Source organism: Mycobacterium ahvazicum, assembly GCF_900176255.2.
GTDB classification, from domain to species: domain Bacteria; phylum Actinomycetota; class Actinomycetes; order Mycobacteriales; family Mycobacteriaceae; genus Mycobacterium; species Mycobacterium ahvazicum.
Window position 1 is genome coordinate 788,213 of sequence record NZ_FXEG02000003.1, and the last position, 15,757, is coordinate 803,969.

Sequence of the window (15,757 nt, forward strand, 5' to 3'; positions counted from 1 at the left end):
GGAATCGCATGCAACTCGGCATCGGTCAGTGGGTCACCCGGCGCGCCTTCCTCAACGGCGGGCGCACCGCGTTGATCAGCAACGGCGCGCACATCACCTACGCCGACCTCGATCGGCGCACCAACCAGGTCGCCGCCGCACTCATCGCCCTCGGCGTGCGCAAGGGCGATCGGGTCGCGATGCTGCTGGTCAATTCGACCGAGTTCATCGAGGTGCTGCTGGGCTGCGCCAAAATCGGCGCACTTGCAGTTCCGCTCAACGTGCGCCTTGCCGGACCCGAGATCGGCTACATCCTGGCCGACTCAGGCGCCGATGTTCTGGTCTTCCACGAGCCGTTGGCCGCGCAGGCCAGGACCGCCGTCACCGAGCCCGGAGTCCGCGTGCGCCACGTCATGCGCGCCGGTGGGGTGCCGGCGCCGGGCGAGCTCGGCTACGAAGACATCGTCTCGGCGGGAGCGCCCGAACCGCTCGGCGGTGACGTCGACGGCAGCGACCCCGCGTTCATCATGTACACGTCGGGGACGACGGGCCGACCCAAGGGCGCGATCCTCACCCACGACAACCTGCTATGGAACGCGATCAACGTCCTCGGCACCGACATCGGCCTGCGGGGCGAGGACGTCACCGTCGCGGTGGCGCCGATGTTCCACATCGGCGGGCTGGGAGTACACACCCTGCCGCTGCTCTACGTCGGCGGCACCAGCGTCATCATGCCGTCCTTCGAGCCGCGAGCGACGTTACAGGCGATGGCCGACCACCACGTCACGGTCCAGTTCATGGTGCCGGCCATGTGGACCGCACTCAAACAGGTGCCCGACTTCGACTCCTTCAACCTGTCTGCGCTGCGTTTCGCCATGGGCGGCGGGTCGCCCGTCCCCCTCACCGTCATCGACTTCATGCGCGAGCGAGGCGTGCCCTTCACCGAGGGCTTCGGCATGACCGAGACCGCTCCCCTGGTGACCGTCCTCGACGCCGAGAACATCAGCACGCGGGCCGGGTCGATCGGCCGCGTCGCAATGCATGTCGACGCCCGCATCGTCGACGACGACGACCGCGACGTCGCGACCGACACCGTGGGCGAACTAATCGTGCGCGGCCCGAATGTGTTCACCGGCTACTGGATGAAGGCCGAGGCGAGCGCCGAGGCGTTACGCGGGGGCTGGTTCCACACGGGCGACCTCGGGCGCATGGACGCCGAGGGCTTCATCACCCTCGTCGACCGCAAGAAGGACATGATCATCTCCGGCGGCGAGAACGTCTACCCGATCGAGGTCGAGCAAGTTCTCTTCCGCCACCCGGCGGTACTCGACGCCGCCGTGATCGGCGGCAAGGACTCAAAGTGGGGCGAACGCGTCGTCGCGATCGTCGTCGCCGACCCGGCAACACAGGCACCGAGCGCCGAGGAGATCGTGGCGTGGTGCCGGGAGCGGCTGGCGCACTTCAAGTGTCCGCGTGACGTGCACTTCGTCGCCGAACTGCCGCGCAACGCCACCGGCAAGCTGCTCAAGACCGAGCTGCGCGCGCAGTTCACGGGCATCGAGGGCGGAGTCGTTTTGCGCTGAGTCGTGCCGCTGCACATCGCGGGTTCGAAGCAGGGCCCCTAAATCATGAACTGGGAAGAGGATGCGACAGCATCGGCGGGGGCTAGCGGTTTCGTTCACCTCCCTTGATTTGGTGCGGCGGGTGCCGACGCAGGCAACCCCAGCGCCGGTAGGATCCCAGCCCGGCCCAGCGGATCGGACGGCGAACAACGTAACCACAAATCGACAGGAGGCCTGAAAGTGGCCGGTTTGCGCCGCAAACTGCTCCTCGAGGCCGCCGCCGACCTGTTCGCGCGGCAAGGCTTTCACGCCGTGGGCATCGACGACATCGGTGCCGCAGCAGGGGTGAGCGGGCCGGCCGTCTACCGGCACTTTCAGAACAAGGACGCGATCCTGCGCGAGTTATGCGACGCCGCCATGACTGAGCTGCTGGCCGGCGCCCGGCGCGCCACCAACGCCGGCACACCGACGGAGGTCCTGCACGCCCTTGTCGACCTACACGCGGCCTTCGGCGCGCGACGACGCGGCCTGTTGGCCGTCTACGCCCGCGAGCACCGCTCGCTGTCGCCGCTGGCGACCCGCGCCCTGCGACGCCGACAGCACAGCTACGAGTCCATCTGGGTCGACGCGCTCGTACGAGCACGCGGCGATCTGGACCGTGAGCGCGCACAGGGCCTGGTCGCCGCCGTGCTGTCATTGCTCAACGCGTCCGCGCACATGCCGGCGTCGCTGGACGACGCGACGATCGAGGCGATGCTGGCCGCCGCGGCCACTGCAGCGCTGTTCAGCGGCGCGCCGTGACCGGATTTCGGCGTGGCGGTCGGCTGAGTCCCCTCAGGGGTTGAAGCCGCCCCAGCATTGCACGACCTGTCCGCTGACGTAGTCGGACTCGGGGATACACAGCGGCTAGGTGTCGTGACCTGGGAGGTTGTTGACGGCGTGGCTGCTTGAAATTGGGAGGACCTCCTGACGGAGTGGATGTGTCTGGCATTCACCCGTAGGAGGTCCTCGTGTCTCACGCTAACGCCCGTACCAACGTGTTCGCTCGTCGCCTGATCGTTGAGCGTGTCGCTGCTGGTTGGCCGCCTGCGCATGTGGCTGAGCAACTGGGGATTTCGCGCGCGACGGTGTACAAGTGGCTGCGCCGATATGCCGAGGGAGGCGGGGACGCGGCGTTGGCCGACCGGTCGTCGCGGCCGATCCGGATGCCGCAGCGCACCAGTAATCGGGTCGAGCAGAAAGTGCTTGCCGCTCGGCGCCGCCGCAAGCGTGGCGCGGTGGTGCTGGCCGCCGAACTGGATCTGAATCCGTCCACGGTCGGACGGATCCTGGCACGCCATGAGGTGCCGCATCTGTCTGACATCGACCCGATCACCGGTGAGTCGGTGCGCTTCTCGCGGCGCAGCGCCCACCGCTACGAACACCGCACACCCGGATCACTGGTCCATGTCGACGTCAAAAAGCTCGGCCGCATCCCGGCAGGTGGCGGATGGCGCCTGCACGGCCGCCATGCCCCGGTCTCCGTTGCCCACAGGAACAAGACGGTCAGGATCGGCTACGACTACGTGCACACGGCCATCGATGACCACTCCCGGTTGGCTTACAGCGAAGTACTGCCCAACGAGAAGGACCTGACCTGCGCTGGATTCCTGCACCGGGCGCTGACCTGGTTCGCCGGCCACGGCGTGCGCGTACGGCGTCTGCTCACCGACAACGCGTGGGTCTACCGGCGCGGCACGAACTGGGGCTGGGTGTGCTCGGCTTGGCAGCTCAAACGTCGATTCATCCGACCAGGATGTCCCTGGACCAACGGCAAAGCCGAGCGCTTCAACCGGACCCTGCTCACCGAATGGGCCTACGCCCGCCCCTGGACCAGCAACAGCTTCCGTAAAAGCGGTCTTGACCGATTCCTTCGCCGCTACAACACTCAACGAGGCCACTCCGCCCTCGGCGGGAAACCACCCATCAGCCGGCTCGCCGCCTGACAACAACGTGTCGGGTCACGACAGCTAGACGGTGCGGCGCGCGCACCGGATTGTTCAGCGTGTGTCGAGCAGCGATTCGGGAATGTCCACCACACGGGACCGCACGTACTCCCCCAGCCCCTTGGCCTGCGCGTCCGGCCGGGTCGAGGAGGCCACCCCGTCACCGAGCAAACCGTGCACGACCACGTTGAGGGCGCGCAGGTTCGGCAGTTCGAAGCGCTCGATGCGCAGGTCCGCCGTCTCCGGCCCGAGCAGTGTGCGCAGCCGCTCGACGCTGAGGTAGTCGCGCGCCCACGCGTAGCCAGGGTCGTCGCGTGCCCACAGGCCGAGGTTGGCGTTGCCGCCCTTGTCTCCGGACCGCGCGCCGAGTACCGACCCGAGCGGTGCGCGCCGCGTCGGCCCGGACGGCACCGGCAGGTTCGCGGGCGGCGCGATCTCGGCGGGCGGAACGGCACCGGTCGGCGGGTCGGAGATTTCGTGCCGTGTGCCGTTGGCGTCGACGAGTACGTGCGTGAGGGCCGAGCGCGGCACGTGGGCCGGCCGGTAGACGCCGAAGGCGGTCTCCGAGGACGGTGGCGTGGTGGTGTGGAAGCCGGCGAAACCGGCCAGAGCGATCTCCATGACCCCGCCGGAGAAGGCCCGGCCCACCTTGCACGGGTCGGCGTCCTTGACCGTCACACGCAGGTGCGCGCAGGCTTGCTCGTTCGTCGGGGCATCGGAGACGTCGAAGCGCAGCAGTTTCACGTCGACCTCGTCGAAGGCTTCCCGCCCGCCGAGAACGTCGAAAAGCTGCTGCTCGGCGAAGGCGGCCTTCGCCTCGATGTCCAGGCCGGTGAGCACCATGGTCATCGTGTTACGGAAGCCGCCCACCTCATTCAACGCCACCTTCAACGTGTCCGGCGGCGGACTGCCTTTAGTGTTGCTGATCGCGACGCGGTGCTCACCCTGTTGAGCCAGGCGGATGGTGTCGAAGTGGGCGACGACGTCGGGGCCGAGGTAGGCAGGTTCAGCGATCTCGTAGAGCAGCTGGGCGGTGACCGTGCCGACTGAGACCAATCCCCCCGTGCCGGGATGCTTCGTGATCACCGAAGAGCCGTCCTCGGCGACCTCGGCGATCGGAAACCCCGGGTAGCGGCGGTCGGTGATCTCGTTGAGGAACGCGTAGTTGCCGCCCGTCGCCTGAGGGCCGCACTCGATCACGTGCCCGGCGACGACCGCGCCCGCGAGCCGATCCCAGTCCTCGGGCGCCCAGCTGTGCCACCAGGCAGCTGGACCGACGACCAGGGATGCGTCGGTGACCCGGCCGGTCACGACGACGTCGGCGCCCGAACGCAGCGCCTCGGTGATGCCCCAGGCGCCGAGGTAGGCGTTGGCCGATACCGGTTTGATGTCGCCGACGGGCGGCGTGATTGCGTGGAGGTCGCCACGTAGGTCGTCGCCCTCGACGTGTGCGACGCGCGCGGTGAGGCCGAGACGTGCGGACAGCTCGCGTAACGCGGCGGCCAAGCCGGCGGGATTCAGCCCGCCCGCGTTCGCGACGACCTTGATGCCACGATCGAGACAGGTGCCCAGCACCTGTTCCATTTGGGTGAGGAAAGTCCGCGCGTACCCGCCGGCCGGGTCTTTGGCCTGGGCCTTGGCCAGGATGAGCATGGTCAGCTCGGCCAGGTAGTCACCGCACAGGACGTCGATCGGTCCGCCCTCGACCATCTCGCGGGCTGCGGCGATGCGGTCGCCGTAAAAGCCGGAGCAGTTGCCGATGCGAACCGGGACGCTCACCGCTGACCCCCTGCGAACTGGCCCGCCACGCGCCCGCCGCCAGGGGGCCCCGCGAAGGCCTGGGCGATCGCGAGCCACTGGTCGGCCAGCGGTCCGTCGGCGACCAAAGCGGTGTCGTCGCGGTGGCGGCGTTGGGTCACCAACAGGCAAAAGTCCAGCGCCGGCCCGCTCACGCGGTTGGCGGCGTCGGCTGGCCCCCACGTCCAGACGCTGCCGTCCGGAGCGGTCAGCTCGACGCGTACCGGGTCCGCGGGGAGGTCCCGACCGTTGGCCAGGTAGCTGAACGCGCGCGCACCCACCCCGATGTGGGCCACGTGCCGCAGCCGTGCCGTGGCCTCGCGGGTCGCGCCGAGCGCGTCGACGATGTCCTGGCCGTGCGCCCAGGTCTCCATGAGTCGCGCTGTCAGCGACGAGACCGCGCTCATCGGCGGCCCGAACCACGGCAGGCGGGTCGCCGGGGCCATGTCCGCGAACGCCGCAACGAGGGCTGCACGCGACGTGTCGAACCACGCGAGCAGGTCGGCAGCCGGCATTTGACGGTAGCGCTCGGCGATGACGTCGGGTGAGATGCTTCCGTCGGCCATCATCGGCAGGTAGTCGCTGCTGAAACCGTCGGGGTCGGTGGCCGAGCGCACCGCCACGTCGTCGAAGAACGCCAGATGGCTGATCTGGTCGCGGATCGCCCAGCCCACGGCCGGAGTCGGTGCGTCCCAGCCGCGCGGACCTTCGGGCAGCGGTGCGACCAATCCGCGTAGGGCTGCCGTTTCGGCTTCGATGTCGGCGATAACCGACTGCATGGTCACCGCCATGTCAGCGTCCCTTCCACTGTGGTGCGCGCTTCTCGCGGAACGCCGTCGGGCCTTCCTGCGCGTCGTCGCTCAGATAGACCGGCTCCCAGATCTCGTCGGCCAGGTCGTAGGCGGCGGCGAGGTGGTGCTGCGCCGAGAGGTACACGGTGCGCTTGGCCGCGAGCACCGATAGCGGTGCGTTCGCGGCGATGCTGAGCGCCAACTGCTGGGTACGCTCGCGCAACTGATCGGCCGGCACCACCTCATTGACCAAGCCGACCTGGTGGGCGCGCTCGGCGGTGATCGGGTCGCCGGTCAGCAGGATCTGCATGGCAACGCGTGGGGAACCAGCCACGATAGCGGTGCCGCCCAGGGCGACCCGCGGCCGACTTTGACCTCGCTGACGGCGAAGGTCGCGTGTTCGGCAGCCACGACCAGGTCGCACTGCTGCGCGAGCAGGAAGCCCCCGGCGAACGCGACACCGTTGACGGCCGCGATCGTCGGCTTCGCGACATCGATGTTGCGGCCGAACTGCGGAGCGAAGTCCTTCGGGGGCACCTTGAGCGCGTTCTGCGCCATCTCCTTCAAGTCCCCGCCGGCGCAGAACGCCTTATCGCCCGCGCCGGTGAGGACCAGCACCCTAGCCGCGTCGTCGTCATTGAAGCGGCGTACCGCGTCGAAAAGCCCCGCGCGCACAGCGTTGTTCAGCGCGTTGCGCGCCTCGGGCCGGTTGATCGTCAGCCAGGCCACGCTGTCGACGACCTCGTAGCGGATCGCTTGCTCGGCCACCGAGCCTCCGTCCCTCACCGTCGCCCCGGATGTGAGCGGCAGTTCACCCCGGCACCTCGACAAACGGGTCGGCCAGCTCAACGGTGGCTTCACTCGGCACACACGGACCATCTTCGCTCGAGACGAGCAACTCGAGGTCGACGAGGCGCCGTCCACCATCCTCGCGTTTGGCCACGACCTTGCCGCTCAGAGTCGCGGTCTGGCCCGGATAGATCGACCGGATCATCGAGATTCTGCGGCGCCGGATCAGCGCGTCGGGTCCGGCCCACTCGTTGAGGCCGCGGTCGATGAAGCCATGGAAGAAGAGGGTCGACAGGTAGATCGTGCGCTGGCCCTGGCTGCGCGCGTACTCGGGGTCGTGGTGACCGGGGAACCAGTCCCACGTCGAAGCCGCGTTCATGCAGATGCGCTTGTAGCTGATCTCGATCGAGACGGGCGTCAGGGTGTCGCCGACGGCGATGTCCTCGAACCGCACGGGGAAGCGGACCATGCTGTGCTCGGTGGAGTCGTTCATGATGCGCCTTCACTATCGGCGGTGTCGTATCGGAACAGCACGTTGGTGTTGCGGCCGATGACCTCACCGTGCTGGTCGGAGAACGTGCTCACCGTAGTGATGAACACGCCGGTGCCCACCCGCGTCGTCTTCGGCTCGGAGATCGAGGCGATCTCCTCCACGATCGACACGTGATCGCCCACCCGGGGCCGGCGTTCGAACTCCGTCGTCGTTGAGGCGTTGATGATGTGGTGGCCCGGCAACGGGACACTGAGCGCGAACATCATGTCGGCACGCGCTAGGTACTCGGGCACCCACTGCGGCGCGAAGCCGAGGCTCATCAGCAGCCCGGGCGGGCAGTCCTCACCCTCCCAGTAACGGGGGTTCGCGTCCTCGACGAGCGAGCAGTAGTACAACACCATCGAGCGATCGATCGGGAACCACGCACGCCGCGGCTCGGAGCGATGACCGACCCACGCCCGGCCTTCGTCGAAGGTCCCGAACGTCATGCCGAGGCCGGTGACGTCGCTCGTCGGCGCGCTCACCGGGCCACCTGCACGACGGCGCTCCCTTTTATCACGGGTTCGCCGGACTGGCGCGTGACCACGAGTTCGAGGTCGGCCACCTGCTGCCCTCCGGCCTCGCGCACACCGGTGACCCTGCCGCCGAAGCTGAGCAGGTCACCGGGCCATACCTGACCGGTGAACCGGATGCGGAACGAGCGGATGTTGGCCAGCCCCACCCAGGCGGTCAGCCGCTGCGCGAGCACACCGCCGTGCAGCAGTCCCATGCCGAACACACCGGGCATGCCGGCCGCGCGGGCGAACTCTTCGTCGTGGTGGATCGGGTTGAAGTCGCCGCCGGAGCCGGCGTAGCGAACGATGTGCGAGCGCGTCAGCGGGCCGAACTGTGAGGTCGGCATCTCGTCGCCGATGGCCAACGCCACCGGCGCGGGGGATGTCGTCATTGGGTGGAGCCTCCGGTTTCGATCAAGACGTCGGTCTGGCGCACGACGAGCTCGTCGCGCTGGTTGGTGAAGTCGGTCTCGATCGTCACGATTGTCATGATGCCGCCGCGCTTCCCCTCGCGGCTGGTCACGTTCGACACCCGACGCGTCTCGGTGAGCTCGTCGCCGACGAACACCGGCGCGAAATACTCCCAGCCGCACTCACCGTGCAGTACGCGGCGCAGGTCGAGCCCGAGGGCGCCGAACATGTCGTCGGCGCGCCAGTGAGCCGAGGAGACGACGAAGGTCGGCGGAGCGGGGATCGCGCTGAAGCCGGCGGCCCGGGCCGCTGCGGCGTCCTGGTAGATCGGGTCGCGGTCGCCGAGCGAAAGCGCGAACTCGCGCACTTTGGACCGGTCGACGGGAAATGTGGTGCTCCCGAGTTGCGTGCCGATAAGCGAGGCGTCAGCCACTCTGGTCTCCTTTCCCGCCGGCTAGAGCCGGCGCACAATCGCGGATGAGGTTGCCGAGGTTCTCGGCGATGCGTTCGGGTGCGACCCCTATCGAGGGTGAGTACAGAACGATGTGGTCCAGCACGCCCTCGTAGCGACGCAGCCCGTCACGGACCTCGGCGGCGGTGCCGGCCACCGCCATCGCGTCAATCATGTCGTCGGTGACGGCAGCGAACATGGCCGGCAGGTCGCGCCGTGCGAACGCCTCGCGAATCGCCGCCCCCTGCCTGGCGAAGCCGCTCACATCGAGAACGTGCTCGTAGGTCTTCACCGAGGAGTAGAACGCGATCTGCTGCGCGGCCTCACGACGTGCGATCTGAGGGTCGTCGTGCACCGCGCAGATGACCATCGAGACGATCTCAATGTCGGCGGGATCGCGTCCGGCCCGCTCCGCACCGCGCACGACGGCTGGGCGGGCGACCTCCTCGACGTAAGCCGTGGTGAACAGCGGATGACCAGCCAACCCGTCGGCCACGCGCCCTGCCACCTCGCACATCCGCGGACGCACGCCCGCGGTGATGATCGGGATCGCTCGCTTCGGCGGCGCGACGTCGCCGGTTGGGACGAGATTCATCCGGTAGAAGCGCCCCTCATGGCGCACGGGGCCCTCGTGCAGGTTCCATATCCGACGCACGAGCGGGACCAGCTCCTCCATGCGCAGAGCGGGAGCGGAGGTGTCCTCCACGCCGTGCCAGTCGCTCATCATGCGGCGTGTGCCGTTGCCGAGCCCGAGCACGACGCGCCCGCCTGAAAGCTCGTCGAGGTCACGCGCCTCTGTGGCGAGCACGAGCGGGCTGCGCCCGACGCCATACAGGATCGACGACCCGATGCGGCAGCGCTTTGTGCGCGCGGCCATCGCGGCCATCGAGATCGAGCCCGAGCGCGAGTAGAACTCCGAGGCCCAGGCGGCGTCGAAGCCGGCGAGGTCGGTAGCCTCGGCCGTATCGACAAGGGTGACCAAGTCCGCGCCGAGCACCGAGACCCCGTACGTGCTCACGACGCCGCCGGCCTGAATCGGACCAGCCCAAGGTCCTCGTTCACCCGCTCGAACACTGCGCGCACTCTTGCCCCGATCGCAACTTCATCTGGGGCCACGCCCTCGAGACTGGCCAACAACTGCGGCCCCTCGTCCAGACGAACGAGCACGACGACGTACGGCTCGCTGCGCGGGAACGAGTCCCACGGGGGGCGGTACACCGGCGCGAAACTGACGATCTCACCAGTACCCGCCGCGGTCTCCCAGGCCAACTCACCGTCATGGCAGACGGGACACACCAGCCGCGGGTAGAGGAACGGGTGGCCGTTCGCGCACCGCTGGAAGACGAGTACGCCGCGGGCCGCTGCTGCGAAGTAGGGACGGTTGACATCGGTCAGCGGCGGCAGCGCCTCAGGATCGTGCAGACCGTCGAGGGAACTCGAAGCTGCGGTCATCACGATCCCTCCATCACCATGCTGACGTGACTGCACAGCATCGAGCCGTAGCTGTGCACGAACGCGGTATCCGCCCCGGGCACCTGACGGCCCTCGGCGCGACCGGACAACTGCCAGTAACCCTCGAGGATCTGCGAAATGCCAGAGGAGGTCCCGGTGTGCCCGAACCGGATCAGGCCGCCGTCGGTGTTCACCGGAAGGTCGCCCCCCGGATCGGCGCAGCCGTCACGGTAGAAATCGCCTGCCCCGCCGGGCTTCACGAAACCCGCCTCCTCAAGGATCATCGCCGGGTTGGAGGCGAAGGCGTCGTAGAGCAAGGCGATGTCGATGTCGGCCGGCGCCCGTCCGGAGCGCTCGAAGGCCATCGGACCCGAGCGGGCGGCCCCGGTACGACCCGGCCGGGCCAGCGAGGTCAGAAAACCGTGGGTGTGACCCTCTCCAAACCCGAGCAGGTGGACCGGCCGGTGCTTGCCCGCGCGGGCCCGGCGGGCCGAGCCCAGCACGAGCGCGCCACCGCCCTCGCAGGGAATCGAGCAGTGGTAGAAGTGGAACGGCCCGGCGATCGGGCGGGACGCCAGCACGTCCTCCACAGTCAGGCGTTGTGAGCGGTGCGCGATCGCCGCGGGATTCAGCGCGGCCCACCGGTCCTGCGACGCCGTGACCTCGGCGATGTCCGCCTTGCCCTGTCCCGTCTCGTGCATCCAGGCCTGCGCGATCAAACCGTACAGCGCCGGCACAGACGGTCCGTAGGGCATCTCGAACGCGTGGTCACACACCAGCGCCATCAGTTCGCGCCCGCCATCGCGGATCGGCGGAAACTTGCCCGCCGACACGACCAGCACCGTCTCGGCCTCGCCCCGGGCGATGACGTTACCCGCCATGCGCGTCATGGCCAGATGGGTCCCGCCGCCAAGCTGACAGGTCATCTGAAGCTTCAGCTTGTGCAGCCCGAGATAGTCCATCAGGTCCTCGGACAGGAAGACCGAACCCTCGTTCGTCATCGGGCCGGCGCACACGAGGCCGTCGACCTCGTCTGGGACCACGCCTGCGTCGGCGAGAGCCGCGACCGCGGCGCGCACATGCAATTCAGTCGAGGTGTACGGAACGTTTCTTCCTGGAGCGAGTTCGGCGGCACCGATGATGGCCGGCTGGTCATGTGGCATCCGCGCTCCTCTCGACCACGCGTTCAACGCCGGTCGCGACGTGAACGACGGTTAGCATAGCGTGACTAGGGGGTCCGCGTCACCCCCGCCGCTAGCGCGGTATGGATTCTCTGGATGTCGTTGCGCCTCTTCCCAAGAGGGTGCTGCGATGACCGAAACCCGCGCCGATCGTGTCGTTTTCGACGATGTCCAGGTGACAGATGAGGCCGATCGCGAAGCCCGCTGGTTCCGGTGGACGCCCGGCACGCGCCCGGGCGGACCTTTTGCGCGCTCAGTCGCGCGTTTTTCTGAAGTGGCGCGGTGAACGACCGGTCCACCGTTTGAAGGCATGTGTGAAGTTCGTGAGGTCCGCGTACCCGAGTTCTGCCGCGATCTCGCTTACAGACACCGATCTGTCGAGAAGTCGCAGAATTGCTCGCTCCTGCAAGAACGACTGACGTAATTCGCGAAAGGTGGTCCCCTCTTCGCGCAGGCGCCGCTTCAACGTGCTCGGGGATATCGAGAGCTCGCCCGCCGTCCGGCTGATGTTCGTTTGTCCGGGATCTTTCTCGAGCAGGTCCCTTACTTTTTCGGAGAACGACGTGTCACGTCGTTGATCGAGAGTTCGCTGCAAATCGGTGACGGCAATCCGGTACGCCACAGGATCGGAGAATCGACAGACCTCCTCGAGCGTAGCCGCGGGAACGTGGACGAACGAGCTAGGGGCGTCGAAGAAGATCCGACCCGCCAACACTTCTTCACGAAGAACCCACGACTCAGGCGCTGAATGACTCAGATGCAGTTCAATATTCGGTACGGCACCCGCGAGCATGTCGAGCAGACGCAGCAGCGCCAGCCCACCGTAGGTGACGGCCAGGCAGTTCAGGCCGGCGTCACCTGTGCGACCGGTGAGCCCGATCGTGAGGCCGCGTTCAGTCGAATGGAACGACGGGCTGAGGGCCGTGGTGATCACCGGCAGATAAGCAAGTAACTCGACAACCTCGGCTACCGAGCCCGCGCTGACCAACGGAACACTGAGTGCCCCAAAGGACGTCAGTTTGGCGTGTTCAGCGAACGCGAAACCCAGACGGGTTCCCTGATCGCAATCGAAATCGGGGTATATCTCCCTGAACCACCGTAAGGGGACCTGCGCGTCGCGCCCCACCAACATCGACTCGGTGACGTGCTCGCGAACCATGAGGCTGCGCAGCGCAATGCTGGCGTCATGCCCCAGCGCCTCGCTGTCCAGCATCTGCAGGAAAGCAAGCGCTGGCATACCCGAGTCGTCGAGTTTCACGTGCCTCCCTGCGCGTGAGCTAAAAACACAACTCTTTGACTCTTGCGAGCCTAGCGACGCTGGTCACGCGCGACAACACTAATTACAAGGAGTTCCAGATTGAGGAGAGTTAGTCATGGCAGTCGTCACCTTCGTCTCTCATGATGGCGAGAAGTACGAAGCCCCCTTGGCCGAAGGGCAGTCCTTGATGCAGATTGCGGTCAACAACGCGGTGCCCGGCATCGACGGCGATTGTGGAGGGGAAGCCGCATGCGGAACGTGCCACGTGATCGTCGCTCCCGAGTGGTCGGACACGGTGGGACTCTGCGGCGCCAACGAAGAGGAGATGCTCGCGATGAACCCCGAGCGTCAGCGGACGTCGAGGCTGTCCTGCCAGATGGCCGCCTCCGAGGCATGGGATGGCTTGACGGTCGAGCTACCTGAGTTCCAGCTCTGAAACAACGCCATGGATTTGGAGGAAACAATAATGAGTATTCCCGCGGCAGTGGCCGCCAAAGCCCAGTCTGCCGTGCCTCTGGAGCTGCAAATCCGCGGCGCACACCTCTACGACAAGACACGCCGGTGGGTAACCGGAACCAATGGTAAGAAGATCTTCACCGAGACGCCCATTCCTCCGGTCGAGGACGTCGATATCGCCGACATCGATCTCAGCAACCCGTTCCTCTACCGCCAAGGCCGCTGGAAGTCCTACTTCGAACGCGTGCGCAACGAGGCGCCGGTGCATTACCAGGCTCGCAGTCCGTTCGGCCCGTTCTGGTCGGTGACCCGCCACGCGGACATCATCGCCGTCGACAAGAACCACGAGGCTTTCTCCGCAGAGCCGTTCATCATCATCGGCAGACCCCCCCGCTTTTTGGACATCGCCATGTTCATCGCGATGGATCCGCCACAACACGACTTGCAGCGCGCTTCCGTCCAAGGGGTTGTCGCGCCGAAGAACCTGCGCGAGATGGAGGGGCTGATCCGCTCGCGTGTCCAGGAAGTGCTGGACGATCTACCGGTGGATCAGCCGTTCAATTGGGTGCACCACGTCTCCATCGAGCTGACAGCGCGCATGCTCGCGACCCTGCTGGACTTCCCGTACGAGCAGCGGCACAAGCTCGTGGAATGGTCGGACCTCGCCACCTCCATGGAGCAAGCCAATGGTGGTCCTTCCGACAACGACAGAGTGTTTCGTGGCATGGTCGACATGGCGAAGGGGCTCAGCGCTCTCTGGCATGACAAGGCGGCCCGTACCGCCAACGGGGAGCGACCGGGCTTCGATCTGATCACGATGCTGCAGGCCAACGAGGACACTAAGGATCTCATCGACCGCCCGATGGAATTCCTCGGCAATTTGGTATTGCTGATCGTCGGGGGAAACGACACGACTCGCAACTCGATGAGCGGAGGGGTTCTCGCCTTGAACCAGTTCCCCGACCAGTTCGAGAAGTTGAAGGCGAACCCTGACCTGATTCCCAACATGGTGTCCGAGATCATTCGCTGGCAGACCCCGTTGGCGTACATGCGCCGAGTCGCGAAAAAAGACATCATGTTGAACGGGCAATTCATCCGCAAGGGCGACAAGGTCGTGATGTGGTACGCCTCGGGTAACCGCGATGAGCGTGTCTTCGAGCGGGCCGATGAGTTGATCATCGATAGGAGCAACGCCCGCAATCACATCTCGTTCGGGTTCGGCGTGCACAGGTGCATGGGAAACCGACTTGCTGAGTTGCAGCTTCGAATCCTGTGGGAGGAATTGCTCCCTCGCTTTGAGAACATCGAGGTGGTCGGCGAACCCGAGTATGTGCAATCGAATTTCGTCAGGGGTATCAGCAAGCTGATGGTTCGCCTCACTCCCAGGCCAAGTGCGTGACTCCCGAACGAGCGGTGATCGTCGGCGCGAGCCACGCCGGCGCGCAGTTGGCAGCTAATCTTCGAAGGGAGGGGTGGTCTGGGGAGGTCGTGCTCATCGGCGACGAGGGGGGACTGCCCTACCACCGGCCTCCGTTGTCGAAGGGATACCTGGCCGGCAAGAACGGCCTCGACGATCTCCTGATTCGCGGCGCGGATTTCTACACCAAGCAGAATATTCAGCTCACGAACGCGACCGTGGAGGCCATCAACCGGACTGCCAAGCACGTCTCTCTGAACACCGGCGACACGCTGGCCTACACCAAGCTCGCGTTGTGCACCGGTGCGAGGGCCAGACGACTCCCCACACCAGGGGTGGATCTTCCCGGAATTCACTACCTGCGTACCGCTGCAGACGTCGAGTTGATCCGTGCCGCCACCGCATCAGGTCGGAGGGTCGTGATCGTGGGCGGCGGTTACATCGGCCTGGAAACGGCGGCCTCGCTGCGTTCGCTGGGCATGGCAGTCACTGTGCTCGAGGCAACTGAGCGTGTACTCCAAAGGGTCACCGCGCCGGAGGTTTCCGCATTCTTCACGCGAATCCACCGCGGCGAGGGAGTGGAGATCCGGACACACGCTCTCGTCGAAGCCTTCTCCGGTGACGGCAGAGTGCAGCAGGTCGTGCTGGCTGGCGGCGAATCGATTCCCGCCGACTTGGTCATCGTCGGCGTCGGTGTGGTGCCGAACACCGAGCTCGCCTCGGCCGCAGGATTATCCGTCGACAACGGCATTGTGATCGACGACCAGGCCCGCACCAGCGACCCCGACATCGTGGCGGCTGGCGACTGCACCAGCCACACCATGGCTCGATACGGCTCGCGTATTCGCTTGGAGTCCGTACCTAGCGCCGGCGAGCAGGCCAAGATCGCTGCGGCGACCATCTGCGGTAAACACAGCGCAATCGCTGCGCTTCCCTGGTTCTGGTCCGACCAGTACGACCTCAAACTCCAGATTGCCGGTCTCAACACCGGGTACGACGAAGTAGTCTTCAGCGGCGACCCGTCGCGTGACCGTGACTTCAGCTGCTTCTACTTCCGCGAGAGCGAACTCATCGCCGCCGACTGCATCAACCGTCCTCGCGATTTCATGTCCAGTAAGCGGGCCATCAGCCAGCAACTTCGGGTTGACCGCTCAGACCTGCTCACCGGCTCGATCTGACAC

Annotated in this window: 16 protein-coding genes and 1 pseudogene; 6 read left to right on the forward strand and 11 right to left on the reverse strand. The window is 66.5% G+C overall.

The window, feature by feature from the left end:
- Positions 1-8 precede the first annotated feature (8 nt).
- The 3 genes from MAAFP003_RS16350 (at position 9) to MAAFP003_RS16360 (ending at position 3,526) form a co-directional block, all read left to right on the forward strand.
- Complete coding sequence (locus MAAFP003_RS16350; RefSeq protein ID WP_096288507.1) at positions 9-1,562, forward strand: acyl-CoA synthetase; 1,554 nt, start codon at positions 9-11, stop codon at positions 1,560-1,562.
- Between the two features lie 219 nt (positions 1,563-1,781).
- On the forward strand, positions 1,782-2,342 hold the full coding sequence (locus MAAFP003_RS16355; protein ID WP_014805704.1) for a TetR/AcrR family transcriptional regulator: 561 nt from the start codon (positions 1,782-1,784) through the stop codon (positions 2,340-2,342).
- Positions 2,343-2,551: 209 nt separating this feature from the next.
- Positions 2,552-3,526 carry an IS481 family transposase gene (locus MAAFP003_RS16360; protein ID WP_014805705.1) on the forward strand — a complete coding sequence of 325 codons (975 nt, stop codon included), beginning with the start codon at positions 2,552-2,554 and terminating at the stop codon, positions 3,524-3,526.
- A 54-nt stretch (positions 3,527-3,580) separates the two neighbouring features.
- Here MAAFP003_RS16360 and MAAFP003_RS16365 read toward each other — a convergent pair whose 3' ends face one another.
- The 11 genes and pseudogenes from MAAFP003_RS16365 to MAAFP003_RS16420 form a co-directional block, all read right to left on the reverse strand.
- The gene (locus MAAFP003_RS16365) at positions 3,581-5,305 is read right to left on the reverse strand and encodes an acyclic terpene utilization AtuA family protein (RefSeq protein ID WP_096288509.1); all 1,725 of its coding nucleotides are present in this window, start codon (positions 5,303-5,305) and stop codon (positions 3,581-3,583) included.
- On the reverse strand, positions 5,302-6,114 hold the full coding sequence (locus MAAFP003_RS16370) for a TIGR03084 family metal-binding protein (protein WP_096288511.1): 813 nt from the start codon (positions 6,112-6,114) through the stop codon (positions 5,302-5,304). The genes MAAFP003_RS16365 and MAAFP003_RS16370 overlap by 4 nt, the downstream gene beginning before the upstream one ends.
- Position 6,115: 1 nt before the next feature.
- A pseudogene (locus MAAFP003_RS16375) lies at positions 6,116-6,882 on the reverse strand (enoyl-CoA hydratase/isomerase family protein).
- Between the two features lie 43 nt (positions 6,883-6,925).
- Positions 6,926-7,396, reverse strand: coding sequence for a hotdog family protein (locus MAAFP003_RS16380; protein ID WP_096288513.1), 471 nt, complete (start codon positions 7,394-7,396; stop codon positions 6,926-6,928).
- Positions 7,393-7,884 carry an FAS1-like dehydratase domain-containing protein gene (locus MAAFP003_RS16385; RefSeq protein WP_207768574.1) on the reverse strand — a complete coding sequence of 164 codons (492 nt, stop codon included), beginning with the start codon at positions 7,882-7,884 and terminating at the stop codon, positions 7,393-7,395. The genes MAAFP003_RS16380 and MAAFP003_RS16385 overlap by 4 nt, the downstream gene beginning before the upstream one ends.
- Positions 7,885-7,916: 32 nt before the next feature.
- Complete coding sequence (locus MAAFP003_RS16390; protein ID WP_096288517.1) at positions 7,917-8,342, reverse strand: MaoC/PaaZ C-terminal domain-containing protein; 426 nt, start codon at positions 8,340-8,342, stop codon at positions 7,917-7,919.
- Positions 8,339-8,794: an FAS1-like dehydratase domain-containing protein gene (locus MAAFP003_RS16395; RefSeq protein ID WP_096288520.1), complete on the reverse strand. Its 456-nt coding sequence runs from the start codon at positions 8,792-8,794 to the stop codon at positions 8,339-8,341. The genes MAAFP003_RS16390 and MAAFP003_RS16395 overlap by 4 nt, the downstream gene beginning before the upstream one ends.
- Positions 8,787-9,830 carry an LLM class flavin-dependent oxidoreductase gene (locus MAAFP003_RS16400; protein WP_096288522.1) on the reverse strand — a complete coding sequence of 348 codons (1,044 nt, stop codon included), beginning with the start codon at positions 9,828-9,830 and terminating at the stop codon, positions 8,787-8,789. Before MAAFP003_RS16400 ends, MAAFP003_RS16395 begins: the two co-directional genes overlap by 8 nt.
- Positions 9,827-10,264: a Zn-ribbon domain-containing OB-fold protein gene (locus MAAFP003_RS16405; RefSeq protein ID WP_005061010.1), complete on the reverse strand. Its 438-nt coding sequence runs from the start codon at positions 10,262-10,264 to the stop codon at positions 9,827-9,829. The genes MAAFP003_RS16400 and MAAFP003_RS16405 overlap by 4 nt, the downstream gene beginning before the upstream one ends.
- On the reverse strand, positions 10,264-11,427 hold the full coding sequence (locus MAAFP003_RS16410) for a thiolase family protein (RefSeq protein WP_096288524.1): 1,164 nt from the start codon (positions 11,425-11,427) through the stop codon (positions 10,264-10,266). Before MAAFP003_RS16410 ends, MAAFP003_RS16405 begins: the two co-directional genes overlap by 1 nt.
- A gap of 271 nt (positions 11,428-11,698) precedes the next feature.
- On the reverse strand, positions 11,699-12,703 hold the full coding sequence (locus MAAFP003_RS16420; RefSeq protein ID WP_096288527.1) for a helix-turn-helix domain-containing protein: 1,005 nt from the start codon (positions 12,701-12,703) through the stop codon (positions 11,699-11,701).
- Positions 12,704-12,818: 115 nt separating this feature from the next.
- On the opposite strand from MAAFP003_RS16420, the gene MAAFP003_RS16425 reads away from it, so the two are divergent.
- The 3 genes from MAAFP003_RS16425 to MAAFP003_RS16435 are packed head-to-tail and all read left to right on the forward strand — an operon-like array spanning position 12,819 to position 15,754.
- Entirely contained in the window at positions 12,819-13,139 is a 321-nt protein-coding gene (locus tag MAAFP003_RS16425; protein WP_005086615.1) for a 2Fe-2S iron-sulfur cluster-binding protein, read from the forward strand.
- 30 nt (positions 13,140-13,169) lie between these two features.
- The gene (locus MAAFP003_RS16430) at positions 13,170-14,558 is read left to right on the forward strand and encodes a cytochrome P450 (protein WP_096288529.1); all 1,389 of its coding nucleotides are present in this window, start codon (positions 13,170-13,172) and stop codon (positions 14,556-14,558) included.
- Positions 14,555-15,754 carry an NAD(P)/FAD-dependent oxidoreductase gene (locus MAAFP003_RS16435; RefSeq protein WP_096288532.1) on the forward strand — a complete coding sequence of 400 codons (1,200 nt, stop codon included), beginning with the start codon at positions 14,555-14,557 and terminating at the stop codon, positions 15,752-15,754. Before MAAFP003_RS16430 ends, MAAFP003_RS16435 begins: the two co-directional genes overlap by 4 nt.
- The last annotated feature ends 3 nt before the right edge of the window (positions 15,755-15,757 follow it).

Coding starts and splice junctions, on each gene's coding strand:
- MAAFP003_RS16380 (WP_096288513.1), bottom strand. CDS start 7,396: ATGAACGACTCCACCGAGCACAGCATGGTCCGCTTCCCCGTGCGGTTC.
- MAAFP003_RS16410 (WP_096288524.1), bottom strand. CDS start 11,427: ATGCCACATGACCAGCCGGCCATCATCGGTGCCGCCGAACTCGCTCCA.
- MAAFP003_RS16405 (WP_005061010.1), bottom strand. CDS start 10,264: ATGACCGCAGCTTCGAGTTCCCTCGACGGTCTGCACGATCCTGAGGCG.
- MAAFP003_RS16425 (WP_005086615.1), top strand. CDS start 12,819: ATGGCAGTCGTCACCTTCGTCTCTCATGATGGCGAGAAGTACGAAGCC.
- MAAFP003_RS16385 (WP_207768574.1), bottom strand. CDS start 7,884: ATGACGTTCGGGACCTTCGACGAAGGCCGGGCGTGGGTCGGTCATCGC.
- MAAFP003_RS16430 (WP_096288529.1), top strand. CDS start 13,170: ATGAGTATTCCCGCGGCAGTGGCCGCCAAAGCCCAGTCTGCCGTGCCT.
- MAAFP003_RS16390 (WP_096288517.1), bottom strand. CDS start 8,342: ATGACGACATCCCCCGCGCCGGTGGCGTTGGCCATCGGCGACGAGATG.
- MAAFP003_RS16350 (WP_096288507.1), top strand. CDS start 9: ATGCAACTCGGCATCGGTCAGTGGGTCACCCGGCGCGCCTTCCTCAAC.
- MAAFP003_RS16370 (WP_096288511.1), bottom strand. CDS start 6,114: ATGGCGGTGACCATGCAGTCGGTTATCGCCGACATCGAAGCCGAAACG.